The sequence below is a fragment of the Pseudomonas sp. TE24901 genome (assembly GCF_054058375.1).
The window spans coordinates 24,006-50,678 of the sequence record NZ_JBSSAF010000001.1; the positions used below are offsets into that span (position 1 = coordinate 24,006).

General features: G+C 61.1%; 23 protein-coding genes. 15 read left to right on the forward strand and 8 right to left on the reverse strand.

Annotated features, from left to right (window positions below):
- Window positions 1-291: 291 nt before the first annotated feature.
- Both ACVWVP_RS00130 and ACVWVP_RS00135 read right to left on the reverse strand, forming a co-directional pair.
- On the reverse strand, window positions 292-921 hold the full coding sequence (locus ACVWVP_RS00130; protein ID WP_178920246.1) for a response regulator: 630 nt from the start codon (window positions 919-921) through the stop codon (window positions 292-294).
- Between the two features lie 18 nt (window positions 922-939).
- Window positions 940-3,330 carry a PAS domain-containing sensor histidine kinase gene (locus ACVWVP_RS00135; RefSeq protein WP_457404084.1) on the reverse strand — a complete coding sequence of 797 codons (2,391 nt, stop codon included), beginning with the start codon at window positions 3,328-3,330 and terminating at the stop codon, window positions 940-942.
- A gap of 77 nt (window positions 3,331-3,407) precedes the next feature.
- Here ACVWVP_RS00135 and ACVWVP_RS00140 point away from each other — a divergent pair, with 77 nt between their 5' ends.
- Window positions 3,408-4,382, forward strand: a complete 975-nt coding sequence (locus tag ACVWVP_RS00140) for an alpha/beta hydrolase family protein (RefSeq protein WP_457404086.1) — start codon at window positions 3,408-3,410, stop codon at window positions 4,380-4,382.
- 74 nt (window positions 4,383-4,456) lie between these two features.
- On the opposite strand, the gene ACVWVP_RS00145 is transcribed toward ACVWVP_RS00140, so the two are convergent.
- The 3 genes from ACVWVP_RS00145 to ACVWVP_RS00155 are packed head-to-tail and all read right to left on the reverse strand — an operon-like array spanning window position 4,457 to window position 6,922.
- On the reverse strand, window positions 4,457-5,224 hold the full coding sequence (locus ACVWVP_RS00145; RefSeq protein ID WP_259172048.1) for a TerB family tellurite resistance protein: 768 nt from the start codon (window positions 5,222-5,224) through the stop codon (window positions 4,457-4,459).
- Window position 5,225: 1 nt separating this feature from the next.
- Window positions 5,226-5,900, reverse strand: coding sequence for an N-acetylmuramate alpha-1-phosphate uridylyltransferase MurU (gene murU / locus ACVWVP_RS00150; protein WP_457404088.1), 675 nt, complete (start codon window positions 5,898-5,900; stop codon window positions 5,226-5,228).
- Complete coding sequence (locus ACVWVP_RS00155; RefSeq protein WP_259172050.1) at window positions 5,897-6,922, reverse strand: aminoglycoside phosphotransferase family protein; 1,026 nt, start codon at window positions 6,920-6,922, stop codon at window positions 5,897-5,899. Before ACVWVP_RS00155 ends, murU begins: the two co-directional genes overlap by 4 nt.
- Window positions 6,923-7,052: 130 nt before the next feature.
- On the opposite strand from ACVWVP_RS00155, the gene ACVWVP_RS00160 reads away from it, so the two are divergent.
- The 11 genes from ACVWVP_RS00160 (at window position 7,053) to ACVWVP_RS00210 (ending at window position 21,163) form a co-directional block, all read left to right on the forward strand.
- Window positions 7,053-9,863, forward strand: a complete 2,811-nt coding sequence (locus tag ACVWVP_RS00160) for an LPS-assembly protein LptD (RefSeq protein ID WP_178920240.1) — start codon at window positions 7,053-7,055, stop codon at window positions 9,861-9,863.
- Complete coding sequence (locus ACVWVP_RS00165; protein ID WP_176996607.1) at window positions 9,838-11,178, forward strand: peptidylprolyl isomerase; 1,341 nt, start codon at window positions 9,838-9,840, stop codon at window positions 11,176-11,178. The genes ACVWVP_RS00160 and ACVWVP_RS00165 overlap by 26 nt, the downstream gene beginning before the upstream one ends.
- A complete protein-coding gene (gene pdxA, locus ACVWVP_RS00170; protein WP_457404091.1) occupies window positions 11,175-12,164 on the forward strand; it encodes a 4-hydroxythreonine-4-phosphate dehydrogenase PdxA in 990 nt (329 codons plus the stop codon). Before ACVWVP_RS00165 ends, pdxA begins: the two co-directional genes overlap by 4 nt.
- On the forward strand, window positions 12,161-12,973 hold the full coding sequence (rsmA, locus tag ACVWVP_RS00175; RefSeq protein WP_178920239.1) for a 16S rRNA (adenine(1518)-N(6)/adenine(1519)-N(6))-dimethyltransferase RsmA: 813 nt from the start codon (window positions 12,161-12,163) through the stop codon (window positions 12,971-12,973). The genes pdxA and rsmA overlap by 4 nt, the downstream gene beginning before the upstream one ends.
- 175 nt (window positions 12,974-13,148) lie before the next feature.
- Window positions 13,149-13,529: a Co2+/Mg2+ efflux protein ApaG gene (gene apaG, locus ACVWVP_RS00180; protein ID WP_065904636.1), complete on the forward strand. Its 381-nt coding sequence runs from the start codon at window positions 13,149-13,151 to the stop codon at window positions 13,527-13,529.
- Entirely contained in the window at window positions 13,529-14,377 is an 849-nt protein-coding gene (locus tag ACVWVP_RS00185) for a symmetrical bis(5'-nucleosyl)-tetraphosphatase (RefSeq protein WP_457404093.1), read from the forward strand. Before apaG ends, ACVWVP_RS00185 begins: the two co-directional genes overlap by 1 nt.
- An 8-nt stretch (window positions 14,378-14,385) precedes the next feature.
- Window positions 14,386-14,715, forward strand: a complete 330-nt coding sequence (gene glpE, locus ACVWVP_RS00190; RefSeq protein WP_178920237.1) for a thiosulfate sulfurtransferase GlpE — start codon at window positions 14,386-14,388, stop codon at window positions 14,713-14,715.
- 285 nt (window positions 14,716-15,000) lie between these two features.
- Window positions 15,001-16,923 (forward strand): PrkA family serine protein kinase, encoded by a 1,923-nt coding sequence (locus ACVWVP_RS00195; protein WP_178920236.1) that lies wholly within the window; start codon window positions 15,001-15,003, stop codon window positions 16,921-16,923.
- Window positions 16,924-17,036: 113 nt separating this feature from the next.
- Window positions 17,037-18,308: a YeaH/YhbH family protein gene (locus tag ACVWVP_RS00200; protein WP_016977872.1), complete on the forward strand. Its 1,272-nt coding sequence runs from the start codon at window positions 17,037-17,039 to the stop codon at window positions 18,306-18,308.
- A complete protein-coding gene (locus tag ACVWVP_RS00205; RefSeq protein WP_178920235.1) occupies window positions 18,305-19,870 on the forward strand; it encodes a SpoVR family protein in 1,566 nt (521 codons plus the stop codon). The genes ACVWVP_RS00200 and ACVWVP_RS00205 overlap by 4 nt, the downstream gene beginning before the upstream one ends.
- A 63-nt stretch (window positions 19,871-19,933) precedes the next feature.
- Window positions 19,934-21,163 (forward strand): multifunctional CCA addition/repair protein, encoded by a 1,230-nt coding sequence (locus ACVWVP_RS00210; RefSeq protein ID WP_457404096.1) that lies wholly within the window; start codon window positions 19,934-19,936, stop codon window positions 21,161-21,163.
- A 57-nt stretch (window positions 21,164-21,220) separates the two neighbouring features.
- Here the strand turns inward: ACVWVP_RS00210 and folK are convergent, their stop codons facing one another.
- Together folK and folB are read right to left on the reverse strand one after the other, a co-directional pair.
- Complete coding sequence (folK, locus tag ACVWVP_RS00215) at window positions 21,221-21,760, reverse strand: 2-amino-4-hydroxy-6-hydroxymethyldihydropteridine diphosphokinase (RefSeq protein ID WP_457404098.1); 540 nt, start codon at window positions 21,758-21,760, stop codon at window positions 21,221-21,223.
- Entirely contained in the window at window positions 21,751-22,104 is a 354-nt protein-coding gene (gene folB / locus ACVWVP_RS00220; protein WP_176996618.1) for a dihydroneopterin aldolase, read from the reverse strand. Before folB ends, folK begins: the two co-directional genes overlap by 10 nt.
- A 74-nt stretch (window positions 22,105-22,178) precedes the next feature.
- Here folB and plsY point away from each other — a divergent pair, with 74 nt between their 5' ends.
- Complete coding sequence (gene plsY, locus ACVWVP_RS00225; RefSeq protein WP_176996619.1) at window positions 22,179-22,748, forward strand: glycerol-3-phosphate 1-O-acyltransferase PlsY; 570 nt, start codon at window positions 22,179-22,181, stop codon at window positions 22,746-22,748.
- 33 nt (window positions 22,749-22,781) lie between these two features.
- Here plsY and tsaD read toward each other — a convergent pair whose 3' ends face one another.
- Window positions 22,782-23,807 carry a tRNA (adenosine(37)-N6)-threonylcarbamoyltransferase complex transferase subunit TsaD gene (gene tsaD, locus ACVWVP_RS00230; RefSeq protein ID WP_259172057.1) on the reverse strand — a complete coding sequence of 342 codons (1,026 nt, stop codon included), beginning with the start codon at window positions 23,805-23,807 and terminating at the stop codon, window positions 22,782-22,784.
- Window positions 23,808-24,009: 202 nt separating this feature from the next.
- On the opposite strand from tsaD, the gene rpsU reads away from it, so the two are divergent.
- On the forward strand, window positions 24,010-24,225 hold the full coding sequence (gene rpsU / locus ACVWVP_RS00235) for a 30S ribosomal protein S21 (RefSeq protein WP_002551877.1): 216 nt from the start codon (window positions 24,010-24,012) through the stop codon (window positions 24,223-24,225).
- A 444-nt stretch (window positions 24,226-24,669) separates the two neighbouring features.
- Entirely contained in the window at window positions 24,670-26,643 is a 1,974-nt protein-coding gene (dnaG, locus tag ACVWVP_RS00240; RefSeq protein ID WP_457404485.1) for a DNA primase, read from the forward strand.
- The last annotated feature ends 30 nt before the right edge of the window (window positions 26,644-26,673 follow it).

Consider the following 26,673-nt stretch of genomic DNA (forward strand, 5'->3'; position numbering starts at 1 on the left):
CCCGCACCTTTTTGTTTTGGACTGCTGTGGCACAAGCGTAGTCCAGGGCGCAGGCCCCGGAAATCGGGGGCCGAGAGAGAATTGCATCAGCCGGATGGAAGGCTTGGGGTAAGGATTGCCCTACACGGATGGCGGGGATAGAACAGTACAGCGCTCGTTACCAGCCCCGCCTGCAATTTGCATGTCGCAAACAGACACACCACCCCCTGTAGAAGCCGGCTTGCCGGCGATGAGGCCCTTAGGTGCTATCGCTGGCAAGCCAGCTCCTACAAGGGGTGACGGTGGAGCGGATCACAGGAGTTTATGTTCCATGGCGTACTTCACCAGTTCCGCCAATGACGTGATATTGAGCTTCTGCATCAAGCGCGCCTTGTGGGTGCTGATGGTCTTGCTGCTCAGCGCCAACTGCTGGGCGATGTCGTTGACGTTGGCGCCCTGGGCCAGGCGCTCGAACACCGAGAATTCACGCTCGGACAACAACGAATGCAGCGGCCGCGTATCGGTGAGGCCCACTTCAAACACCATGCGGTCGGCCAGGTCCGGGTCGATGTAACGCCCGCCCGCCGCCACCTTGCGAATCGCCGTCAGCAACAGTGCCGGGTCACTGTCCTTGGTGGCATAGCCCGCCGCACCGACCTTCAAGGCGCGCGCGGCCATTTGGGCTTCATCGTGCATCGACAGCACCAGGATCGCCGGTGGATTGCTCAGAGCACGAATGCGCGCGATGGCCTCCAGGCCGTTGACCCCCGGCATGGAGATATCCAGCAACACCACCTCGCACGGCACATGGCGCAAGGTCTCCAGCAACTGCTCGCCATTGCTGGCTTCGCCGACCACCTGCAGATCCTTGGCCAGGCCAATCAACTGCTTGATGCCTTCACGGACGATGGTGTGGTCTTCGGCTACCAATACGCGAATCACAGGGGTTTCCTCTTATCGTTATGCATCCAGCGGCACCGTGACGCTCAGGGTGGTGCCCTCCCCCAACTCGCTCGCCAGGCTCAATTGACCGCCCATGATCAGCACCCGCTCACGCATGCCGACCAGGCCGAATGACACTGGCCGCCCCTGGGCCTGGACAAAACCCACGCCATCGTCGCTGATGGTCAGCCGCAAGTCGTTATCCTCTACCACCAGGGTCAGTTCCACAGTATGCGCCTGGGCGTGGCGCATCACATTGGTCAGCGCTTCCTGCAGGATCCGAAACAGGCCGATAGCCTTGGCATCACTCAAGGTCGGCAGGTTATCCGGCACTTGCACCAGGCAAGGAATCTGCGTGCGCGCCTCAAAACGCCGCGCTTGCCACTCGATGGCCGAGGCAATCCCGGCGTCGAGGATCGGCGGGCGCAGCGCCGTGGCCACATCACGCACCAGCTGGAACAACTGGGCGATCAGACGCTTCATGCTGTTGAGTCGCTCATGCAGCCCGGGGTCGAGTTGTGCATACGCCAGCTCGCACATGGAGGTTTCCAGCTTGAGCACCGTGAGCATCTGCCCCAGCTCGTCGTGCACTTCACGGGCGATGCGCGCCTTTTCTTCCTCGCGCACGGTTTCGAGGTGGGCCGACAACTCGCGCAATTGTGCGCGGGAAGCATCCAGTTCCAGCTCGATGCGCTTGCTCTCGCTGATGTCCCAGACAATCCCGTCCCAGACCACCGTGCCGTCGTCCAGGCGGCGGGTCACGGCCTTGATGTCGGCCCATCGCTGCTGCCCGAGTCGGGTAAGGATGCGCCCTTGCCACGACCAGTTGCTTTCCGTCTCGATGGCCTGGTCTTGAGTGCGGTGATAACTGGCGCGGTCATCCGGGTGCACCAGGCTGCGGATCCCCATGGCTGGATCACTGAGCACCGACGGCGAGTAACCGACCAGGCCTTCGCTGCCTTGGCTGATGTACGCGAACTCGATGGCGTCGCTGCGCGGCAGGCGCTCCAGGCGGAACACCAGCCCGGGCACGTTGGCGGCGATGCCCTGCAGGCGCGCTTCACTTTCCTGCAAGGCAGCCAAGGCACGACGGCGCTCGGTGACGTCGTTGAGGTACACCACCAGGTATTCGCCACCGCCATAACGCAAGAAGCTCAAGGACACATCGGCCGGCAACACGCTGCCATCGGCGCGCAGGCAATTGGTGGCAAAACTCTGCGGCCCGTCTTCGCTGGCACGGGCGCGCTTCCACAGGTTGAGCCAGCGGTCCATGGTGAGGGTCGGGTCGAACTCGATCAGCGGGCGCTCGATCAACGCGCCAGGCCTGTAGCCAAGCATGGTTTCGGCAGCCAGGTTGGCGTAGCGCACATGGCTGTCCCAGTTGACCCACAGGATGCCCACGGTGCTCTGGTCAATGGAAAACTGCGTCAGCCGCAACGCCTCGGCCCCGGCGGCGCGCGCCGCGCTTTCTTCCCGGGCCGCCAACAGGTTGTGCTCCAGCACGCGCTGCTGGCGGCGTTGCCAGGACACCACCGCCAGGCTGGCCAGCAGTAACAGGCCCAACAATAGGCTCAGGTTTTGCCAGAAGCCTGGAGACTCCGACAGCCTTGGGTACTTGGGTTGCAGCCAGCGGCTGTGCAGTTGATCCAGGTCGCGGGCGGGGATGGCACGCAAGGCGCTCTGCATGATGCTCGCCAGCTCTGGCCATTCGCGCCGCGTGGCGACGCGCAACAGCTGCGGCAGGCCAATATCGCCCACCACGGCCAGCCCGGCGAATTCCGCTTCGCCCGACAACCGGCTCAACTGCGCCTCATCCACCACGGCGTAGCGCGCCTGCTGGCTCACCAGCAACTGCAACGCCTGGCGCTCCATGGGCACGCCTTGCACATTCAGCTTGGGGTAGGTGCTGCGCAAATAGTCGGCAACGGCACTGGGCATGCGCACGGCAACTCGGGATTGTTCGTCGAGTTTTTCCAGGTCCACCGCCGCACCGCCTTCACGAATCCCTACGATGTGCTGGGGCACGCGCATGTAAGGGTCGGTGAACAACCACAGGCGCAGGCCGGCCGGGGTTTGCTGCAGGCCGGGAGCGATGTCCACCTCGCCCTCACGCACGGCAGCCTCCAGTTGCTCCTGGGTCGGGAAGTTGCGCCAGGTCAGCTCGATGTTCAGCGCCTTGGCCAGCGACTGCATCAACTCGACGTTGGCCCCGGACAAGCGCTGCAAGCGCCGATCGTATTGCGCGTAAGGCGCTTGCAATACCAGACCAACGCGCAGGTCCGGGTGTTGGGCCAACCACTCACGTTGCTGTGCATTGAGCTGCGCCTGTGGCGCGACAGGCGCAGGCGCGGCACTTGCCATCAAGGCAAAGCACAAGCAGCCGATAACCAGCAGACAGCGAAAACCCATGATCCACGTCTCACATCACTGACAAATACTGACCAACCCATTAGGCTGCTGGAATCACTTCTGGCCGGGAAATAACGATGCCACATCGAAACCGTTCGGCACTGCCAGCATTGTGCCTGTCGCTGCTATTTACCAGCGGCTTTTCTGTTCAGGCGGCTGACGCACCCGCTCCTAGCGCCGAAAAACCGGCTGAGCGCCAGCCTCTGCCCGAGCGCAGCCAGGAAGACGCCACCGCCCTTGAACGGCAGATCCCGCAGCAGGAACAACAACAACTGCAAGCCGGCAGCGATTCGTTCCTGGCCCTGTGGAAACCGGCCAACAGCGCCGAGCCCGAAGGGGTGGTGATTATCGTACCGGGCGCCGGGGAAAGTGCTGACTGGCCGCAAGCAATCGCACCGTTGCGGCGCAAATTACCGGACGCCGACTGGGGCACCCTCAGCCTGTCACTGCCCGACATGAGCCTGGATACCATACCGCCTCGCGTCATCGAAGCACCCAAAGCCGCCGTCGACACCAGCAGCAAAGAAGGCAGCACCGCCGCCAAGCCCATCGAACAGGCCGCCAGTGCCGAGGCCGAAGGGACGGACCCGGCGGTGGTGCCCGGCACGGATGAGCAGGACAAGACCGACGCCAAACGCATCTTCGACCGCATCGATGCTGCCGTCGCGTTTGCACAAACCCACAGTGCGCGCAACGTAGTGCTGCTCGGCCATGGCACCGGTGCCTGGTGGGCGGCGCGCTACCTGAGTGAAAAGCAGCCAACCCAGGTGCAGAAGCTGGTAATGGTGGCCGGCAAGACCCCTGCGGCGCGTGAGCCTAGCCTGCAGCAGTTGGCGCCAGCCTTGAAGGTACCCACGGCCGACGTCTTCTATCAGGACGACACCCAGGCGCGCAAAACCGCCCTGGAGCGTGGGCAGGCGGCCAAGCGCGCGAAGAATGCGGGTTACAAGCAGGTGTCGCTCACGACCTTGCCCGGCAATAGTTCGGCCGAGCAAGAGCAGTTGTATCGGCGGATTCGCGGTTGGTTGAGCCCGCAACCCCAGGCGGATTGAACCCCGCCCCCCCTGTAGGAGCCGACTTGCCGGCCCCTACAGGGAGATTGGGTTTCCAGGGCCGCATTCGGCAGCTAGCGAAAGTCCCGACGCTCGCGAATCAACGCGTAGGCGTTATGCAGCTCGCGGGTCCGCTCGGTGGCCTCACGCACTTGCGCGGGGCTGGCGCCACTGCCGGCGATCTTGTCCGGATGGTGACGGCTGAGCAGGCGCCGGTAAGCGCGCTTGATGGCCGAAGGCTCGGTGGTGGCCGTCACACCCAGCACGCGAAGCGCGTCCTGGTAAGTCGCGTTACGATTGACCAAGGGTTTGCGCTCCGGCGCGAAGTCGGCAGCCAGCGCTTGAAGCTGTTGCGGTGTCCAACCCAGCCACTTGCCCCATAGGTCGATCAGGTCGCGCTCGGCGTCATCCGCCCTGCCGTCGGCCCAGGCCATACGCCAGCATGCACGCAATACGCCTTCGGCGGCATGGGGTTGGGCCTTGAGCACACGCAGGTAGCTGCGCACGCGGTCGGTGCCTGACTTGCCACGATTGAAAGCCGTGATGGCGCGACGCTGGGCCGACTCGGTCATGTCCAACGAACGCATCTCTTGTCGCGCTTGCTGAATATGCCCGTCGGCCACCCGACCATTGCTTTTCGCCAGGCGCCCCAGCAGCACAAACAGCAGTTCGTCGTTGCGCAGTGCCGGGCGCCCGCCCAAGCGCTCGCGCAACTGCGCCCAACTCTGCAGTTGCAGGCGACGGTCCAGCGCCTGGCCCAACAAAGCCCCCAACAAGGCCCCCGGAATACTGGCAATGGCAAAGCCAGCCCCGGCGCCGATCAGCGTCCCTGGCCACAACATCCTATTGCTCCGCAGTCAGCAAGGCTTCGACTTGCGCCAAGCGTTCCAGCGTGCCGACATCAATCCAGCGTCCCGCCATGTGCTCCCCCGTTACCAGACCTTTAGCCATGGCCGCACGCAACAGCGGCGCCAGCTTGAAGGCACCTGCGCTGCAACCCGCGAACAACTGGGGGTCGAGCACTGAAATGCCACTGAAGGTCAGGTTATCGGCACCGGGCGCGGCATCATGAAGCAAACCCTGATCCAGATAGAAATCACCGCCCGACGGGTGATGCGCCGGATTGTCCACCATCACCAGATGGGCCAGGCCCTCAAGCGGCTGGCGCAACCGGGTAAAGTCGTAGTCGGTCCAGATGTCGCCATTGACCACCAGGAACGGCTCATCCCCCAACAAAGGGAGTGCCTGGAATATCCCGCCACCGGTTTCCAAAGGCTCACCCTCGGGCGAGTACTGGATGCGCAAGCCGAACTGGGCACCGTCGCCCAGGTAGCTTTCAATCTGCTGACCCAGCCACGCATGGTTGATCACGATATCGGTGAAGCCGGCCTTGGCCAGCGCCTCCAGGTGATACTCGATCAGGCGCTTGCCTCCCGCCTGCACCAACGGCTTGGGCGTGTGCAAGGTGAGCGGGCGCATGCGCTCGCCTTTGCCGGCCGCCAGGATCATGGCCTTCATACACCGGCCTCGGCCGGAGCACGCAGGCTGGTCAGCAGCTCGGCCAAGTCACTCAGCTCCGGGCGGTCGGCAAGCACCGCTTCTATATAAGCAAAGAAGCGCGGTACGTCCGCCAGGTAGCGTGGCTTGCCATCACGGTGGCAGATGCGCGCGAAAATGCCGATGACCTTGAGATGACGCTGTACGCCCATCAAGTCGCTGGCACGCAGGAACTCGTCGAAGTCCGCCTGCACTGCAATGCCGGCCTGCTGCGCGCGCTGCCAATAACCGTGCTGCCATTCACGCACACGAACCGCCGGCCAACTGAGGAATGCGTCCTTGAACAAGCAGGTGATGTCGTAGGTCACCGGGCCATAGACCGCATCCTGGAAGTCCAGCACGCCGGGATTCGGCTCGCTGATCATCAGGTTGCGCGGCATGTAGTCGCGGTGCACCAGCACCTTGGGTTGCGCCAGGGCACTGTCGATCAGTTGATCGCTGACACGCTGCCACAGTGTCTGTTGCCGGGTATCCAGTTCGATACCCAAGTGGCGACGCACGTACCACTCCGGAAACAATTCAAGCTCACGCCGCAGCAAGGCGACGTCATAGCTGGGCAACGGCGCGTCCATCGGCAATTGCTGGAAAGCCAGCAGGCTGTCGATGGCATCGGCAAACAATTGATCGGCGTTTTTGTCGTCAATTACGTCCAGATAGGTTTTTCGGCCCAGGTCATTGAGCAAAAGAAAGCCGCGCGGCAAATCTTCTGCGTAAATTTTTGGCACATTTATTCCCGATTTCGCGAGTAAATGGGCGATATCGACGAAGGGTTTGCAGTTTTCCTGGGGGGGTGGCGCGTCCATCACGATGAACGTGTGGTCCCCGCCTTCCCAGCGGAAATACCGCCTGAAACTCGCGTCGCTACTGGCCGCGGTCAATGTAGCCGGGGGGACGGCACCCCAACCCTGGGCATTGAAAAGGATCGGCAACTGCTCATCCAGCCAGACTTCCAGCTGTTGTAAACGTAGATCTTGCTCGGGCATTACAAGGGTCTCCGACGGCGCTAGCCGTCAAGCGGGTCATGCTTTATTATCACGCATCTTTTTCAGACCATCGAGAGGCGTGCGGCCCACACCGCGGGCAGATGGCACGCAGGAAGCCCGGACTAATAAGATGGCATTGAAATCCCCCGCGTTTCGTAGAAAATTTCCGTTGCTGGTAACCGGCAGTCTGCTGGCCATGCAACCTTTCGCCACCTCATTCGTGGTCGCCGCGGAACAGTATGACTGCTCAGTCTCTGCTTCGGGTGCCTGGGATTGCGCGCCGAAAACCGCCGCTGCCCCGTTGCCACCGCGTCCTGTGCATGACGGCGCTGCCGTCAGCTCGGCCACCAGCACGGCGCAAACCGACGCTGGCGGCAAAGCCGACGCCGGGCCGCAGACCGCACTGGTCACCGAGTCCAAGGGCCGTGGCCTGCGTTCGCGCAGCGCCGACTACAGCCATCTGGACTGGGTGCCTCGCGAGAAGCTGACCGCAGCCCAACTGGCTGAAACCGGTCCTTATTGCGGCGGTGCGTACATCGAGCCGACGCGCCCTGGCATGAACGACAAGACGAACAAGAGCGATGCGCCGACCTTCATCGGTGCCAAGGCTTCTCGTTACGAGCAGGAACAACAAGTCGCGACCCTGGCCGGTGACGTTGTCATGCGCCAGGGCAGCATGCAGCTGGAGGCTCAGGAAGCCAGCCTGTATCAGGCCGAGAGCCGTGGCGAGCTGAACGGCAATGTCCGTCTGCGCGACAACGGCGCCCTGATCGTGGGCGACCACGCCCAGGTCCAGCTCGACACCGGCGCCGCCCAGATCGACAACGCCGAATACGTCCTGCACAAGTCGCGTATCCGCGGCAACGCGCTGTACGCCAAGCGTGCCGAAAACGCGATCATCCGTCTCAAGGACGGCACATACACCACGTGCGAGCCAGACAGCAACGCCTGGCAGCTCAAGGGCAACAACATCACGTTGAACCCGGCCACCGGTTTCGGTACAGCCACCAACGCGACGTTGCGGATCAAGAACATTCCGATCCTCTACACCCCTTACATCTATTTCCCGATCGACGATCGTCGCCAATCCGGCTTCCTGCCACCGAGCTTCAGCACGGGCGGCGAGACCGGCTTCACCCTGGTGACGCCGTACTACTTCAACCTGGCGCCCAACTACGACGCCACGTTGTACCCGCAATACATGACCAAGCGCGGCCTGTTGATGGAAGGCGAATTCCGCTACCTCACCAAGTCCAGCGAAGGCCAGGTGGGCGGCGCGTACCTGAACGACGACAACAGCGAGCGTAAAGGCCAGACCGACTACGAGAAAACTCGCTACATGCTCAACTGGCAACACAAGGGCGGGCTGGATTCGCGTGTACTGACCCAGGTCGACTACACCAACATCAGCGACCCTTACTACTTCCAGGACCTCAAGTCTTTCCAGGAAGGCATCCGCAGCCAGGACTTCATCAACCAGCAGGGTTCCGTGACCTATCGCGGTGACTCCTACCAGGCACGCCTGAACCTGCAGGCCTATCAGCTGGCAACGATCTCCCAGATCACGCCGTATGACCGCCTGCCGCAGATCACCTTCAACGGCCAACTGCCATTCCACCCGGGTGGTTTGAACTTCAGCTATGAAACTGAAGCGGTGCGTTTCGAGCGTGACCTGGAAAACGGCAACTTCACCGACGAGAACGGCCTGGTTTCGCCGCGCCTGGACACCTACGTGACCGGCCTGACCCGTGCAAACGGTACGCGCCTGAACGTGGCACCGGCCGTCGAATACCCGATGAACTGGACCTACGGCTTCGTCACGCCGAAGCTCAAGTACGTCTACACCAAGTACGATCTTGACCTGGACAGCATCGGCAAGAACCAGATCATCGCGGCGCAAGCGGCCTCGACTCCTGCCAACCCGTATGCCGGTGGCAGCTTCAGCAGCTCCCAGGACCGTGCAGTTCCGGTTGCCAGCATCGACAGCGGCTTGTACTTCGACCGCAACACCAACTGGTTCGGCAAAGACTATCGCCAGACCCTCGAGCCGCGCGCGTTCTACCTGTATGTGCCGAACAAGGACCAAAGCGACATTCCGGTCTTCGACACCAGTGAGTACTCGTTCAGCTACGCCTCGCTGTTCCGCGACAACCGCTTCAGCGGTAACGACCGGATCGGTGACGAAAACAAACTGTCGCTGGGCCTGACCAGCCGCTGGATCGAAGACAACGGCTTCGAACGTCAGCGTGTATCCGTGGGCCAGGCGCTGTACTTCAAGGATCGCCAGGTTCAACTGCCAGGCATCCTGGCGGCCGACCGTGCCGATGCGAACACCGACGTGTCGCCAATCGCCCTGGACTACGAGTTCCGCTTCAACCGCGACTGGCGCGCCACTGCCGACTACAACTGGGACACCGAGAACCACAGCCCTCGTTCCGGCAGCGCGATGTTCCACTACCAGCCGGAAGACAACCCGAACAAGGTTATCAACGTCGGCTACCGCTACCGCAACGACCAGGTGGTGTACAACCAGCTGACCGGCAAGTGGCAGTTTGGTGGCGACTACGGCAGCCCAGGCGATCCGAACTTCGTGAAGGATTACTACAAAATCCAGCAACACGACTTCTCGATGATGTGGCCGATCGTTCCCCAGTGGAACCTGATCACCCGCTGGCAGTATGACTATGCCCGCAACCGTACCCTGGAAGCCTTCGGTGGTTTCGAGTACGACAACTGCTGCTGGAAACTTCGCGTGATCAACCGTTATTGGGTTTCCAACGACGAATACACTCAGATCGCCCCGTTGAACGAAAAGGGTGACCACGGGCTCTTCTTCCAGATCGTCCTCAAAGGACTCGGCGGCCTGACCGGCGCCAAGGTAGAGAGCTTCCTCGACAAAGGCATTGAAGGTTATCGTGAACGTGAAGACCAAGCTTTCTGATTGCTTGCGCCCGCTAGTGCTGGGCGCGCTGTTCCTGGGTACTGTTTCGGCACACGCTGCGGTTCAGCAACTGGATAAAGTGGCAGCCATCGTCGATAACGACGTAATCATGCAGAGCCAACTGGACCAACGGGTCAAGGAAGTTCAGCAAACCATCGCCAAGCGCGGTGGTGGCGTTCCACCGACCAGCGTGCTGGAACCTCAGGTTCTGGAACGCCTGATCGTCGAGAACCTGCAACTGCAGATCGGCGAGCGCTCCGGCATCCGTATTTCGGACGAAGAGTTGAACCAGGCGGTGGGCACTATTGCTCAACGCAACAACATGAGCATCGACCAGTTCCGCGCCGCCCTGGCCCACGACGGCTTGTCCTACGAGGACGCCCGTGACCAGATCAAGCGCGAAATGATCATCAGCCGTGTGCGTCAGCGCCGTGTGGCCGAGCGTGTTCAGGTGTCCGAGCAGGAAGTGAAGAACTTCCTGGCTTCCGACCTCGGCAAGATGCAGCTCTCCGAAGAGCTGCACTTGGCCAATATCCTGATCGCGACCCCGGACAGCGCCAGCGCCGAGCAACTCAACGCTGCTGCCGCAAAAACCCAGGCTGTTTATGACCGCCTGAAAGCCGGTGCCGACTTCGCCCAGACAGCCATTGCCGTTTCCGGCAGTGACAACGCCTTGGACGGCGGCGACATGGGCTGGCGTAAAGCTGCTCAACTGCCACCGCCATTCGACCGTGAACTGAGCGCCATGAGCGTGGGTGATATCACCCAGCCTGCACGTACACCGGGCGGCTTCATCATCCTCAAGTTGCTGGGCAAGCGCGGCGGCGAGAACTCGCTGAAAGACGAAGTGCATGTTCGTCATATCCTGGTCAAACCAAGCGAAATCCGCACCGAAGCCCAAACCAAGGAACTGGCCCAGAAGATCTATGACCGCATCGAAGGCGGTGAAGACTTCGCGACCCTGGCCAAAAGCTTCTCGGAAGACCCGGGTTCTGCCCTCAACGGCGGCGACCTGAACTGGATCGACCCGAAAGCGCTGGTGCCGGAGTTCCAGGACGTCATGGCCAAGACCCCGCAAGGTGTTCTGTCCAAGCCGTTCAAGACCCAATACGGCTGGCATGTGCTGGAAGTCCTTGGCCGTCGCGCCACTGACAACACCGCTCAAGCCCGCGAGCAGCAAGCACTCACCGTATTGCGCAACCGCAAATACGACGAAGAGCTGCAGACTTGGTTACGTCAGATCCGCGACGAAGCCTACGTGGAAAACAAGCTGCCCGCCGCCGAGCAAACAGGCGCCGATCAGGCAGCCCAGTGAAACCTCAGCGTTTCGCGGTGACACCCGGCGAGCCAGCCGGCATTGGTCCAGACCTGTGCCTGCTGCTCGCCTCGCAACCCCAGCCACATCCCCTGATTGCCATTACCAGCCGCGACCTGCTCCTTGAGCGGGCCGCGCAACTGGGTGTGGCTGTCAATTTGCTGGACGCAGCACCGGGCAATTGGCCCGATCTGCCCGCTCCGGCAGGCAGCTTGTACGTATGGGACACCCCATTGCAGGCCAAGGTCGTTGCCGGGCAACTGGACAAGGCCAACGCGGCCTTTGTGCTGGAAACCCTGACACGGGCAGGCCAAGGCTGCATCGACGGCACCTTTGCCGGCATGATCACCGCGCCGGTCCACAAGGGCGTGATCAACGAATCCGGCATTGCTTTCTCCGGTCATACCGAATTCCTCGCCGAGCTGACCCACACCGAACAAGTGGTGATGCTGCTGGCCACTCGGGGGCTGCGCGTGGCCCTGGTGACCACGCACCTGCCGCTGCGGGACATCGCCGATGCGATCACCGCCGAGCGCGTGGAACGCGTGACGCGCATCCTGCACGCCGACCTGCAACAGAAATTCGGCATCGCCCAGCCACGCATCCTGGTCTGCGGGCTCAACCCCCATGCCGGTGAAGGTGGCCACCTGGGCCATGAAGAAATCGACATCATTGAACCGACATTAGAGCGCCTGCGCCAAGAAGGCATGGACCTGCGTGGCCCACTGCCTGCGGACACTCTGTTTACCCCCAAATATCTGGAGCACTGCGACGCAGTGCTGGCGATGTACCATGACCAGGGGCTGCCCGTGCTGAAGTACAAAGGCTTCGGCGCCGCAGTCAACGTGACACTGGGCCTGCCGATCATCCGCACCTCCGTCGACCACGGCACTGCCCTGGACCTGGCGGGCAGCGGCAAGATCGATACCGGCAGCCTGCACGTGGCCCTGGAAACCGCCTATCAGATGGCCGAGACCCGTATATGACTGAGCATTACCAACACCGGGCGCGCAAGCGCTTCGGGCAAAACTTCCTGCACGATGCGGGCGTAATCGACCGCATCCTGCGCTCCATCCATGCCAAGCCCGACGACCGCCTGCTGGAAATCGGCCCGGGCCAGGGCGCGCTGACCCAAGGCCTGCTGGCCAGCGGTGGTCAGCTGGACGTGGTTGAGCTGGACAAGGACCTGATCCCGATCCTCAACCAGCAGTTCGCCGGCAAACCCAACTTCAACCTGCACCAGGGCGATGCGCTGAAGTTCGACTTCAACACCCTCAACGCCGCGCCCAATAGCCTGCGGGTCGTGGGCAACCTGCCATACAACATCTCCACACCGTTGATTTTCCACCTGCTCAACAACGCCGGGATCATCCGCGACATGCACTTCATGCTGCAAAAGGAAGTGGTTGAGCGTTTGGCCGCAGGCCCTGGCGGCGGTGACTGGGGTCGCCTGTCGATCATGGTTCAGTACCACTGCCGCGTAGAGCACCTGTTCAACGTCGGCCCAGGTGCATTCAACCCGCCGCCGAAGGTCGACTCGGCCATCGTGCGCCTGGTGCCTCACGCCGTACTGCCGCACCCAGCCAAGGACCATCGCCTGCTGGAGCGGGTGGTGCGTGAAGCGTTCAACCAGCGCCGCAAGACCTTGCGCAACACGCTCAAGGCGCTGCTGAGCAACGCTGAAATCGAAGCCGCCGGTGTAGACGGCAGCCTGCGCCCGGAGCAACTGGACCTCGCCGCATTCGTACGCCTGGCTGACCAGCTGGCGATCCAGCCCGCCCCAGCCGCTGAATAACCGTGTAGGAGCCGGCTTGCCGGCGATGGCGTCCTCAAGATCGCTATCGCCGGCAAGCCGGCTCCTACAAGGATGTGCACACCAGGCCAGATAGCATGTCTGGCCTAGTGCCCGGCTGATGGCCTAGACTGACCCGCATCTGCTGTCCTCCGCTTTTGCTTTTAAGGCCTCTTGCATGTCCGATCCTCGCTACCAGATCGACGTCAGCGTCGTCACCCGCTTCCTGGCGGACCAATCGCAACCTGAACAGAACCGCTTTGCCTTTGCCTACACCATCACGGTGAAGAACAACGGCCTGGTGCCTGCCAAGCTGCTATCGCGCCACTGGGTGATCACCGACGGTGACGGCCAGGTCGAGGAAGTGCGCGGTGCCGGTGTGGTTGGCCAGCAACCCTTGATCGACATCGGCGCCAGCCATACCTACAGCAGTGGCACGGTCATGACCTCCAAAGTCGGCACCATGCAAGGTTCGTATCAGATGAAGGCCACCGATGGCCAACTGTTCGATGCGGTCATTGCGCCTTTCCGCCTCGCCGTGCCCGGAGCCCTGCACTGATGGCGACGTACGCGGTCGGCGACCTGCAAGGCTGCCTGGAACCTCTCAAGTGCCTGCTGGAGCGGGTTGCCTTCGACCCGGCCAAGGACCGCCTGTGGCTGGTCGGCGACTTGGTCAACCGCGGTCCGCAATCCCTGGAAACCCTGCGCTACCTCTATAGCCTGCGCGATGCCCTGGTGTGTGTACTGGGCAACCATGACCTGCACCTGTTGGCTGTCGGCAAAAACATCGAGCGCCTGAAAAAGGGTGACACCCTGCGGGAAATCCTCGAAGCGCCGGACTGTGCCGAGTTGCTCGACTGGGTTCGCCGGCAAAAGCTCATGCATTACGACGAAGCGCGCAACATGGCCTTGGTCCATGCCGGTATCCCGCCACAGTGGACGTTGAAGAAGGCACTCAAGTGCGCGGCCGAAGTCGAAAGCGCCCTGGCTGATGACAACCTGTACGCCACCTACCTCGACGGCATGTACGGCAACGAGCCCGTGAAGTGGGATAACGATCTCACGGGCGTGACCCGCCTGCGCGTCATCACCAACTACTTCACGCGCATGCGCTTCTGCACCGCTGAAGGCAAGCTGGACCTCAAGAGCAAGGAAGGCGCCGACACGGCGCTGCCGGGCTACAAGCCATGGTTCGCGCATAAAGAACGCAAGACCCGCGACACACAGATCATCTTCGGTCACTGGGCGGCCCTGGAAGGCCAGTGCGAAGAGCCCGGCGTGTTTGCCCTCGACACCGGTTGCGTGTGGGGCGGCGCCATGACCCTGATGAACATCGACACTGGCGAGCGCCTGAGCTGCCAGTGCGAATCTCCCCTTTCCGTTACCCTGCCGGCCGCCAAGCCCTAGGAGCCCCCGTGAGCGAATTCAAACGTATCCCCCCCGAACAAGCCCAGGCCCTGCGCGAACAAGGTGCCGTGGTGGTCGATATCCGCGACCAGCCGACTTACGTGGCGGCCCACATCAAGGGCGCCCAGCACCTGGACAACGTCAACATTGCCGATTTCATTCGCGCCGCCGACCTCGATGCGCCCGTGATCGTCGCCTGCTACCACGGCAATTCCAGCCAGAGCGCAGCGGCTTATCTGATCAGCCAGGGCTTCTCCGACGTCTACAGCCTGGACGGCGGCTTTGAGCTGTGGCGTACGACGTATCCTGCGGAAATTGCCTCCGGCGATTCGCAATAATTTTTTTCACACCCCGCTACCCCGCGTGACGCTTGGCCTCGCGCCGTTTCTGACGAACGGCGCAGCCAAACTAATTACGCATCGCGCCTTGACCTCCCCGATTCCGAACTATCCTTAAGCGCAGGCCATCCGAATCAGGGGAGAGCCGGTACACCGGCGTGCGGGTCATCGGTAGCGTTTCAGGGTGTTCTGGGGGGAAAACGGCCATTGGCGATCGCCAATGACTGCCAGCATCGACTGATTGATCCGGCGTCGGCTCCACGTATCGAGCGAGGTGACGACGTCATGAGTATTTTTAGCCACTTCCAACAACGCTTCGAGTCCACACGGCAAGAAGAACTCACGCTGCAAGAGTATCTCGAACTGTGCAAACAGGACCGCAGTGCCTACGCGTCTGCCGCCGAACGCCTGCTGCTGGCAATTGGCGAGCCGGAGCTGGTAGACACCTCGAACAATTCGCGCCTGTCGCGAATATTCTCCAACAAGGTGATCCGGCGCTACCCGGCCTTTGAAGACTTCCACGGCATGGAAGAATGCATCGACCAGATCGTCTCCTACTTCCGCCATGCCGCCCAAGGCCTGGAAGAGAAGAAACAGATCCTCTATCTGCTCGGCCCCGTCGGCGGCGGCAAGTCGTCCCTGGCCGAAAAGCTCAAACAACTGATCGAGAAGGTGCCCTTCTACGCCATCAAGGGTTCTCCGGTTTTCGAATCGCCTTTGGGGTTGTTCAACGCCACGGAAGATGGCGCGATCCTCGAAGAGGACTTCGGTATCCCACGGCGCTATCTCAACACCATCATGTCGCCCTGGGCCACCAAGCGCCTGGCCGAGTTCGGCGGCGATATCAGCCAGTTCCGCGTGGTCAAGCTCTACCCGTCGATCCTCAACCAGATTGGCGTGGCCAAGACCGAACCGGGCGACGAGAACAACCAGGACATCTCGGCGCTGGTGGGTAAGGTCGATATCCGCAAACTGGAGGAATTCCCACAGAACGACGCCGACGCCTACAGCTACTCGGGCGCACTGTGCCGGGCCAACCAAGGCCTGATGGAGTTCGTGGAGATGTTCAAGGCACCGATCAAGGTGCTGCACCCACTGCTCACCGCCACCCAGGAAGGCAACTACAACAGCACCGAGGGCTTGGGCGCGATTCCGTTCACCGGGATCCTGCTGGCCCACTCCAACGAGTCGGAATGGCACACCTTCCGCAACAACAAGAACAACGAAGCTTTCATCGACCGGATCTACATCGTCAAGGTGCCGTACTGCCTGCGGGTCAGCGATGAGATCAAGATCTACGACAAGCTGCTGTTTAACAGCTCCCTGGCCAAGGCTCACTGCGCGCCCGACACCCTGAAGATGCTGGCCCAGTTCACCGTACTGTCGCGCCTCAAGGAGCCGGAGAACTCGAACATCTACTCGAAGATGCGCGTGTACGACGGCGAAAACCTCAAGGACACCGACCCCAAGGCCAAGTCGATCCAGGAATACCGCGACAGTGCCGGCGTGGACGAGGGGATGAACGGCCTCTCGACACGGTTCGCGTTCAAGATCCTGTCCAAGGTCTTCAACTTCGACCCGCACGAGATTGCCGCCAACCCGGTGCACCTGCTCTACGTGCTGGAACAGCAGATCGAACAGGAGCAATTCCAGGCCGAAACCCGTGAACGCTACCTGCGCTTCCTCAAGGAATACCTGGCGCCGCGCTACATCGAGTTCATCGGCAAGGAAATCCAGACGGCGTACCTGGAATCCTACAGCGAGTACGGCCAGAACATCTTCGACCGCTACGTGCTGTACGCCGACTTCTGGATCCAGGACCAGGAATACCGCGACCCGGAAACCGGCGAAATCCTCAACCGCGTGGCCCTCAACGAAGAACTGGAGAAAATCGAGAAACCGGCCGGCATCAGCAATCCGAAGGATTTCCGCAACGAGATCGTCAACTTCGTGCTGCGCGCCCGCGCCAACAACAACGGCAAGAACCCCACCTGGCTCAGCTACGAGAAACTGCGGGTGGTCATCGAGAAGAAAATGTTCTCCAACACCGAGGATCTGCTGCCGGTCATCAGCTTCAACGCCAAGGCCAGCAAGGAGGATCAGCAAAAACACAACGACTTCGTCACACGAATGGTCGAGCGTGGCTACACCGACAAACAGGTACGGTTGCTCTCCGAGTGGTACCTGCGGGTGCGCAAATCGCAGTAAGGCAGCCACAGGCGTGCACTGCCGGGCCAAGCGCCCGGCAGCTGACCGCTTGTCTCTAAGCTTCCAGCGCGTAGCGTGAAGCTTGTAACGTGAAGCTGCCCGGAGGGCTCCCCATGAGCTATGTGATCGACCGACGCCTCAATGGCAAGAACAAGAGCACGGTAAACCGCCAGCGTTTCCTGCGCCGTTACCGTGACCACATCAAAAAGGCCGTGGAAGAGGCCGTGAGCCGCCGTTCCATCACCGACATGGAACATGGCGAACAGATCAGCATTCCTGGCCGGGACATCGACGAACCGGTGCTGCACCATGGCCGGGGCGGCAAACAGACCGTCGTGCACCCCGGCAACAAGGAATTCACCACCGGCGAACATATCCAGCGGCCCCAGGGCGGAGGCGGCGGCAAGGGCCCGGGCAAGGCCGGTAACTCCGGCGAGGGCATGGATGAGTTCGTGTTCCAGATCACCCAGGAAGAATTCCTCGAATTCATGTTCGAAGACCTGGAGCTGCCCAACCTGGTCAAACGCAACCTGACCGGCACCGACACCTTCAAGACCGTGCGCGCCGGGATCAGCAACGAAGGCAACCCATCCCGCATCAATATCATCCGCACGCTGCGCTCGGCCCACGCACGGCGCATCGCCCTGTCCGGCAGCAGCCGCGCAAAGCTGAAGGAGGCCAAGGAAGAGCTGGCACGCTTGAAACGCGAAGAACCGGACAACTTCGGCGATATCCAGGAAATCGAAGCCGAAATCGAGAAACTCAGTGCGCGCATTCATCGCGTGCCGTTCCTCGACACCTTTGACCTGAAGTACAACCTGTTGGTCAAACAGCCCAACCCCAGCTCCAAGGCGGTGATGTTCTGCCTGATGGACGTGTCCGGCTCCATGACCCAGGCCACCAAGGACATTGCCAAGCGCTTCTTTATCCTGCTGTACCTGTTCCTCAAGCGGAACTACGACAAGATCGATGTGGTGTTCATCCGCCATCACACCAGCGCCCGGGAAGTGGACGAAGAAGAGTTTTTCTACTCGAGGGAAACCGGCGGCACCATCGTTTCCAGCGCATTGAAACTGATGCAGGAGATCATGGCCGAGCGCTACCCCGCCAACGAGTGGAACATCTACGCGGCCCAGGCCTCCGACGGCGACAACTGGAACGACGACTCGCCGATCTGCCGCGACATCCTGATCAACCAGATCATGCCATTTGTGCAGTACTACACGTACGTTGAAATCACCCCCCGTGAGCACCAGGCCCTGTGGTTCGAATACGAGCGCATCGGCGAAGCCTTTGCCGACACGTTCGCCCAGCAGCAACTGGTCTCGGCCGGCGATATCTACCCGGTCTTCCGTGAACTCTTCCAGCGCAGGTTAGTGACATGACCGCCAAAAAAGAGCAAAAACGCCAACCGATCTCCACAGGGTCCGAGTGGACCTTCGAGCTGATCCAGGCCTACGACCGGGAAATCAGCCGCATCGCGGCGGGTTATGCCCTGGACACCTATCCCAACCAGATCGAAGTGATCACCGCCGAACAGATGATGGACGCCTACGCCTCCGTCGGCATGCCCTTGGGCTACCACCACTGGTCCTACGGCAAACACTTCCTCAGCACAGAGAAGTCCTACAGCCGCGGCCAGATGGGCCTGGCCTACGAGATCGTGATCAACTCCGACCCGTGCATCGCCTACCTGATGGAAGAAAACACCATCTGCATGCAGGCACTCGTAGTGGCCCATGCCTGCTACGGGCATAACAGCTTCTTCAAGGGCAACTACCTGTTCCGCACCTGGACCGACGCCAGCTCGATCATCGATTACCTCGTGTTCGCCAAGCAGTACATCATGCAATGCGAGGAACGCCACGGTATCGATGCAGTGGAAGACCTGCTCGACTCCTGCCATGCCCTGATGAACTACGGCGTGGACCGCTACAAGCGCCCCTACCCGATCTCTGCCGAGGAAGAACGTCTACGCCAGAAGGAGCGCGAGGAGCATCTGCAGAAACAGATCAATGACCTTTGGCGCACCATCCCTAAAAAGACAGGCAAGAACAGCGACAAGGACAACGCTCGCTTCCCCGCCGAACCTCAGGAAAACATCCTGTATTTCCTGGAAAAACACGCGCCACTGCTTGAGCCTTGGCAACGGGAAATCGTGCGCATCGTGCGCAAGATCGCCCAATACTTTTATCCACAGCGCCAGACCCAGGTGATGAACGAAGGCTGGGCCACGTTCTGGCACTACACGCTGATGAACGACCTGTACGACGAAGGCCTGGTCACCGACGGCTTCATGATGGAGTTCCTGACCTCCCACACCAGTGTGGTGTTCCAGCCAGGCTTCGACAGCCCGTACTACAACGGTATCAACCCGTATGCACTGGGCTTTGCCATGTACCGCGACATTCGCCGCATGTGCGAGCACCCTACCGAAGAAGACCGCCGCTGGTTCCCGGAGATCGCCGGTAGCGACTGGCTGTCGACCATCAAGTTCGCCATGAGCAGCTTCAAGGACGAGAGTTTCATCCTGCAGTACCTGTCACCCCAGGTGATTCGTGACCTCAAGCTGTTCAGCATCCTTGATGACGACCTTAAAGATGACCTGGTGGTGCCCGCCATCCACGACGAACCCGGCTACCGCACCATCCGTGAAACCCTGGCGGCGCAGTACAACCTGGGCAACCGTGAGCCCAATGTGCAGATCTACAGCATTGATGTGCGCGGCGACCGCTCGCTGACCTTGCGCCACCAGCAGCACGACCGTAAACCCTTGGGCGAATCTACCGAGGAGGTACTCAAGCACCTGCATCGCCTGTGGGGGTTCGATATTCACCTGGAGACCCTGCAGGGCGACCAGGTCATGAAAACCCATCACGTACCACCGCGCACCGATCACAACGACAACGACTACGGCCGCCTGGACCTGGCCGTCGTTCATCTCTGAAACTGCAAAGCCTCCATTGGCCAGTCACAGGCGGTATCCTGTGCCGCTAATGGAGGCTTTTTCATGAAAATCTACAAAGTCGGCGGTGCCGTGCGTGACCGCCTGCTGGGCATCAAGGTCACCGATATCGACCGCGTTGTCGTGGGCGCGACGGCTGAAGAGATGCTCGCCAAAGGCTACAAGCCGGTCGGCGCTGACTTCCCGGTGTTCCTGGACCCTAAGAACGGCGAGGAATACGCCCTCGCCCGTACCGAACGCAAGAGCGGCCGGGGCTATGGCGGCTTTGTGTTTCATGCCAGCCCAGAAGTAACCCTGGAAGAAGACCTGATTCGTCGTGACCTGACTATCAACGCGATGGCAGAGGATGACGACGGCATCCTGACGGACCCCTATCACGGCAAGCGCGATCTTGACGCCCGCATTCTGCGGCACGTATCCCCCGCGTTCGCCGAAGATCCACTACGAGTGCTGCGCGTTGCCCGCTTTGCAGCACGCTATGCCCACCTTGGGTTTACGGTCGCGCCGGATACCCTGGCGCTGATGCGTCAACTCAGCGAATCTGGCGAGCTTGAGGCGTTGACACCCGAGCGCAGCTGGAAGGAAATCTCCCGCGCCCTGATGGAAGATCAGCCACAGGTGTTTATCCAGGTACTGCGTGACTGCGGCGCCCTGAAAACCCTGATGCCCGAAGTCGATGCGCTGTTTGGCGTGCCACAACCCGAAATCCATCACCCGGAAATAGACACCGGCGTGCATACGTTAAGCGTGCTGGAACAGGCTGCCCTGCATAAACAACCGCTGACCGTGCGCTGGGCTTGCCTGCTGCATGACGTGGGCAAAGGCCTGACACCTGTGGATAAGTTGCCGCAGCATATTGCCCATGAACACACAGGTTTGAAGCTGATCAAGGCGGTCAACGAACGTTTTAAAGTCCCAAGGGATTGTCAGGAACTGGCGCTGCTGGTGGGCCAATATCACACCCATGGCCATCGTGCCTTGGAGCTGAGGGCCTCGACGCTGCTGGAGTTACTGCAGAGTTTCGACGTGTACCGTCGGCCGCAGCGCTTTGAGGAGTTTGTGGTGGCGTGCGAGATGGATGCGCGGGGTCGCAAGGGGCTTGAGCAGCGTAGTTACCCACAGGCAGATTATTTGCGTGGTGCGGCGAAGGCTGCCCGCGAAGTCGCCGTTGCGCCACTGCTGGAGAAAGGTTTCAAAGGCCCGGAATTGGGCGAAGCGCTGAAGCGCGAAAGGCTCAAGGCACTCAAAATCTATAAGGAACACCACGCCCCGTAGGAGTCCGGCTTGCCGGCGATAGCGTCCGTAGGATTGCCATCGCCGGCAAGCCGGCTCCTACAGGGGTGCGTTTGGCGCAGAGATCAGGGTGGTCGGGGTCAGTTGCTGGCCCTGCCATTCGAACGCAACAGGCGCCAGCACCTGGTCGATTTGCGCATCACGCCACAGTTCGGCCAGGGTTTTGCCCGCTTCCGGGTGTACGCGTTCCGGCGCCATCAACGACAACGGCCACAGCACAAAGGCGTTTTTCAGGATTTCGGCACGGGGCAGGATCAGCCCATCGAAATTGCCCACAAGGTCGCCGTACAACAGCACGTCGATATCCAGCGGCAACCCCTTGCGATCCGGCGCATAGCGGCCATTGTCGGCCTCGATGAATTTCAATCGGCGATCCAGCTCCATCAACGGCAGGTCGGTGCAGGCCGAGACCACCAGATTGAAGAACGGCCCGCTCTTGATACCGACCGGCTGGCTTTCGAACACCGCCGAGCAGCGCACATCCGTCAAGAAACTCGCCAATGCATCAAGGCCGGCGCAAAGGTGAGACTCGCGCTCGATGTTGCTGCCAAGGCCAAGGTAAACCTGAGTTAGCGACATCCGCGCTCGATCTCCACGCCCACGCCCCTGGCAGCCGGCACGGCCCCTGGCTTGGTCAACTTGAGGTGCAGCCAGGGAATCTGGAATTCACTCATCAGCACTTCGGCCAGGCGTTCGGCGAAGGTTTCTACCAGCTGGAACTGGGATTGCTCGGCAAAGGCTTGGATGCGTGCGGACACGCTGGCGTAATCCAGGGCCAGGGTCAGGTCGTCACCGGCGGCGGCCGGGCGGTTATCCCAGGCGAAACTCAGGTCCAGGCGCAGGCATTGCTTGATGCCGCGCTCCCAGTCGTAGGCCCCGATCACGGTGTCGACTTCCAGGCCTTCGATAAACACTCTGTCCAAGCACTCTTCTCCGCAGCACGACAAGGGCGCGATGCCCCGTTAGAATCAGGGCGTCCTCGCCCGGAATAGTTAGCATGTTTTGGTCACTGGCGATTCTCGCCTACCTGCTCGGCTCGCTGTCCTTCGCCATTTTGCTCAGCCGCCTGACGGGAAATCCCGACCCGCGAATGAGTGGCTCAGGCAATGCCGGCGCCACCAATATGTTGCGCCTGGCCGGCAAAAAGCTCGCGGTGCTGACCCTGCTCGGCGACCTGTGCAAGGGCCTGCTGCCCGTGCTGATCGCCCACCTCGCCGGCCTTACCCTGCAACAACAAGCCTGGATTGGCGTGTGCGCCGTCCTGGGCCATCTGTTTCCACTGTACTTCCGCTTTCGCGGCGGCAAAGGTGTAGCGACGGCGGCCGGCATGTTGCTGGGGATCTACCCACCCGCCGCATTGCTGGCCGTGCTCGCCTGGCTGCTGACGTTCTACCTGACCCGCACCAGCTCACTCGCCGCGCTGATCGCAACGCCCCTGACCCTGCCGCTACTGGCCTGGCAGGAACCGGCAGCGCTGTTGCCGATGAGCGTGCTGACACTGCTGATCGTCTGGCGCCACCGGGGCAATTTACGCGACCTGTTTGCCGGGCGCGAACGGCATTTTTAAATACCGTCGATGAACCCGGCCCAGGCTGCCCCCTTACAACGGTGAAAGCTGCTCCATCGGCCAGCGTGCCTGCACGCTGATCGCCAGGCTTTCATGCTGCCCGGCCTGCAGGCGCTGGCAACCGGCGTAGGCGATCATCGCGCCGTTGTCGGTGCAGAACTCGGGGCGTGCGTAGAACACATCGCCCTTCATGTCGCCGAGCATTTTTTCCAGCGAAGCACGCAACGCCTTGTTGGCACTGACGCCGCCTGCGATCACCAGGCGCTTCATACCCGCCTGTTTCAGGGCGCGCTTGCACTTGATGGTCAAAGTCTCCACCACGGCCTGCTGGAACGCCAGTGCGATGTCGCAACGGGCTTGCTCGCCGTCGTCCCCGGCGCTGACGCTCTGCTGCCAGGTGTTCAGCGCGGAGGTTTTCAAACCGCTGAAGCTGAACATCAGGCCCGGGCGATCGCACATCGGACGCGGGAAGGTATAGCGGCCGGCAACGCCTTTTTCGGCGAGACGGGCGATTTCCGGGCCACCGGGATAATTGAGGCCCATCATCTTCGCGGTTTTGTCGAAGGCTTCACCGGCCGCGTCATCCAGGGATTCACCCAGCAGGGTGTATTGGCCGATGCCGTCCACCTGAACGAGCTGCGTATGGCCGCCGGAAACCAACAAAGCGACGAACGGGAACTCAGGCGGTGTTTTTTCCAGCATGGGCGCCAGCAAATGGCCTTCCATGTGGTGTACACCGAGCGCCGGAATGCCCCAGGCAAACGCCAGGGCCTGGGCGCAAGAGGCCCCAACCAGCAGGGCTCCGACCAATCCGGGGCCTGCGGTGTAGGCAATGGCGTCGATCTCGGTCGGCACACAGCCGGCCTCATCCAGCACCTGGCGAATCAACGGCAGCATGCGCTTGACGTGATCGCGGCTGGCCAACTCCGGCACCACACCGCCATAAGCACGGTGCAGGTCGATCTGACTGAACAGTGCGTCGGCCAAGAGCCCGCGTTCACTGTCATAAAGTGCGACACCGGTTTCGTCGCAGGAGGTTTCAAGTCCCAGTACTAGCATGGGTTTGCGCCTTGTAGAGGCTGAATTCGAAGGCGCGCATAATAGTCGCCACTCCCCCTCCCGACTAGCGGTTTTCGATCAGAGGCTTTGCATTCCGGGCAATGAGGGGTTAACATCCGCAACCCTTAAAAACCGACGACCTCAGCCGCGAATTGTTTGCGACGAGAACGTTGATCCCGGTAATGAAAGAAGGTAGCTCTGGATGCCAGCCGTCAAAGTTAAAGAGAACGAACCCTTCGACGTAGCTCTGCGTCGTTTCAAGCGCTCCTGCGAAAAAGCCGGTGTACTGGCTGAAGTTCGTAGCCGCGAATTTTACGAGAAGCCAACTTCTGAGCGTAAGCGTAAAGCAGCAGCCGCTGTTAAGCGTCACGCCAAGAAAGTTCAGCGCGAACAGCGCCGCGCCGTTCGTCTGTACTAATACACAGACGTTCGTAGCAAGCTTCTGCCAAGCCCGGCCCTCAGCCGGGCTAATGGCATTTGCGGATATCGCTTGATGCTTCACTGTTGACGCCGCACATGCGACCGAGACAACTGCTTCACACGTCAGGACTGGCTCTTTTGCCAGCGGTGCACGTCTCTTCTGACGAGCCTATCAAGGCTACTGACGAGCACACTTATTCTTCAAACAGACGATCAACTGTATCGACTGTGCCCGACGATGAGCTTCCGAGGCCGCATTGGCCAAGACCGGACGCCGGGGCAACATTTCCATGCCAAAAACCTGATTGAAACTAACGTCAGTGAATGAACGGCAGATACACTTCCTGAATGCCCACGCAGACAACTGATGATCGAGCTACGCAATACGCGCGCTTGAGCATTTGATGGGCCCTCATTGACACGCAGTGATGACGAGAACGCCATGGCCGGGCTGATTCCCCAGAGCTTTATTGACGACCTTCTGAACCGCACCGACATCGTCGATGTTGTCAGCTCGCGCGTGCAACTGAAAAAAGCCGGCAAGAACTACACTGCCTGCTGCCCATTCCATAAAGAAAAGACTCCATCCTTCAGCGTCAGCCCCGACAAGCAGTTCTATTACTGCTTCGGCTGCGGCGCGGGCGGCAACGCCCTGGGCTTTCTCATGGACCACGACAACCTGGACTTCCCCCAGGCGATCGAGGACCTGGCAAAAGCCGCCGGCATGGAAGTCCCTCGCGAAGAAAGCGGGCGCTCGCACAAACCGCGTCAGCCCACCGATTCGCCGCTGTACCCGCTGCTGACTGCCGCTGCCGAGTTTTACCGTCAGGCGCTTAAAAGCCATCCGCAGCGCAAGGCCGCCGTCGACTACCTCAAGGGCCGCGGCCTTACCGGTGAAATCGCCCGCGACTTTGGCCTGGGGTTCGCCCCGCCTGGCTGGGACAACCTGTACAAGCACCTGAGCAGTGACACTCTCCAGCAAAAAGCCATGATCGATGCCGGCTTGCTGGTGGAAAACGCCGAGACCGGCAAGCGCTATGACCGCTTCCGCGACCGGGTGATGTTCCCGATCCGCGACAGCCGGGGCCGCATCATCGCTTTTGGTGGCCGGGTACTGGGGGACGACAAACCCAAGTACCTGAACTCCCCGGAAACACCGGTGTTCCACAAAGGCCAGGAACTCTACGGCCTGTTCGAGGCGCGCAAGAACAATCGCAACCTCGACGAAATCATCGTGGTTGAAGGCTATATGGACGTGATCGCGCTCGCCCAACAGGGCCTGCGCAATGCCGTCGCGACCTTGGGTACCGCGACCAGCGAAGAACACATGAAGCGCCTGTTTCGCGTGGTGCCCAGCGTGCTGTTTTGCTTTGACGGCGACCAGGCGGGCCGCAATGCCGCCTGGCGTGCCCTGGAGGCAACACTGTCGAGCCTGCAGGACGGGCGCCGCGCGCGCTTCCTGTTCCTGCCCGAAGGCGAAGACCCGGACACCCTGGTGCGCTCCGAAGGCACCGACGCGTTCCGCGCGCGCATCAATCAACATGCGCAGCCGCTGGCGGACTATTTCTTCCAGCAGCTGACCGAAGAAGCCGACCCCCGCTCCCTCGAGGGTAAGGCCCATATGGCCACGCTCGCGGCGCCGCTGATCGACAAAGTCCCCGGCGCCAACCTGAAATCGCTGATGCGCATGCGCCTACAGGAAATCACCGGGTTGAGCGGCGAAGCGGTCAGCCAACTGGTGCACAGTGCACCACACGACGCACCGCCACCGGCCTACGACCCCGGCATGGATTACGACGCCATGCCGGACTATTCGGACTTCCACCAACCGCAGGAGGCCTACGCGCCCCAGCAGGAGTGGACACCGAAAAAGTCGGGTGGCGACGGCAAGAAATGGGACAAGAAACCGTGGAGCAAGAACGGCAAGCGAGGCGACCGCGATGAAGCCTACGCACCGCGCACGCCCGTTGCCGTAGAAGCGCCTACACTGATCGCGCTGCGCACACTCATCCACCACCCGCAACTGGCGGAAAAGGTCGAAAGCGCCGATCACTTTGCCAACGCAAGCAACACTTACGCCCAGGTGCTGATCGCGCTGATCGAGGCGGTACAGAAAAATCCTAAGCTAAACTCAATTCAATTGATGGCGCGCTGGCACGGCACCGAACAGGGCCGCCTTCTGAAGGCGCTTGCGGAAAAGGAGTGGCTAATTGACGGCGAAAACCTTGAACAACAGTTTTTAGACACCATTACTAGGTTATCCGCGGGTCAGCACACGCAGACCCTCGACGAACTCATCAAGAGAGCAAGGCAGCCGGGATTGTCGGCTGAAGAGCAAATTCAGATAGCAAAACAGATGCGCGACCTCTTAAAACAGAATGTTTCCGCATCAAACCCGACCTCAGCTGGCGTGTGAGGTCATAGCTCGGGTATAATCCTCGGCTTG

Coding starts and splice junctions, on each gene's coding strand:
- ACVWVP_RS00135 (WP_457404084.1), bottom strand. CDS start 3,330: ATGGGTTTTCGCTGTCTGCTGGTTATCGGCTGCTTGTGCTTTGCCTTG.
- ACVWVP_RS00140 (WP_457404086.1), top strand. CDS start 3,408: ATGCCACATCGAAACCGTTCGGCACTGCCAGCATTGTGCCTGTCGCTG.
- ACVWVP_RS00145 (WP_259172048.1), bottom strand. CDS start 5,224: ATGTTGTGGCCAGGGACGCTGATCGGCGCCGGGGCTGGCTTTGCCATT.
- murU (WP_457404088.1), bottom strand. CDS start 5,900: ATGAAGGCCATGATCCTGGCGGCCGGCAAAGGCGAGCGCATGCGCCCG.
- ACVWVP_RS00155 (WP_259172050.1), bottom strand. CDS start 6,922: ATGCCCGAGCAAGATCTACGTTTACAACAGCTGGAAGTCTGGCTGGAT.
- ACVWVP_RS00160 (WP_178920240.1), top strand. CDS start 7,053: ATGGCATTGAAATCCCCCGCGTTTCGTAGAAAATTTCCGTTGCTGGTA.
- rsmA (WP_178920239.1), top strand. CDS start 12,161: ATGACTGAGCATTACCAACACCGGGCGCGCAAGCGCTTCGGGCAAAAC.
- apaG (WP_065904636.1), top strand. CDS start 13,149: ATGTCCGATCCTCGCTACCAGATCGACGTCAGCGTCGTCACCCGCTTC.
- ACVWVP_RS00185 (WP_457404093.1), top strand. CDS start 13,529: ATGGCGACGTACGCGGTCGGCGACCTGCAAGGCTGCCTGGAACCTCTC.
- ACVWVP_RS00195 (WP_178920236.1), top strand. CDS start 15,001: ATGAGTATTTTTAGCCACTTCCAACAACGCTTCGAGTCCACACGGCAA.
- ACVWVP_RS00200 (WP_016977872.1), top strand. CDS start 17,037: ATGAGCTATGTGATCGACCGACGCCTCAATGGCAAGAACAAGAGCACG.
- ACVWVP_RS00205 (WP_178920235.1), top strand. CDS start 18,305: ATGACCGCCAAAAAAGAGCAAAAACGCCAACCGATCTCCACAGGGTCC.
- ACVWVP_RS00210 (WP_457404096.1), top strand. CDS start 19,934: ATGAAAATCTACAAAGTCGGCGGTGCCGTGCGTGACCGCCTGCTGGGC.
- folK (WP_457404098.1), bottom strand. CDS start 21,760: ATGTCGCTAACTCAGGTTTACCTTGGCCTTGGCAGCAACATCGAGCGC.
- plsY (WP_176996619.1), top strand. CDS start 22,179: ATGTTTTGGTCACTGGCGATTCTCGCCTACCTGCTCGGCTCGCTGTCC.
- tsaD (WP_259172057.1), bottom strand. CDS start 23,807: ATGCTAGTACTGGGACTTGAAACCTCCTGCGACGAAACCGGTGTCGCA.
- rpsU (WP_002551877.1), top strand. CDS start 24,010: ATGCCAGCCGTCAAAGTTAAAGAGAACGAACCCTTCGACGTAGCTCTG.
- dnaG (WP_457404485.1), top strand. CDS start 24,670: ATGGCCGGGCTGATTCCCCAGAGCTTTATTGACGACCTTCTGAACCGC.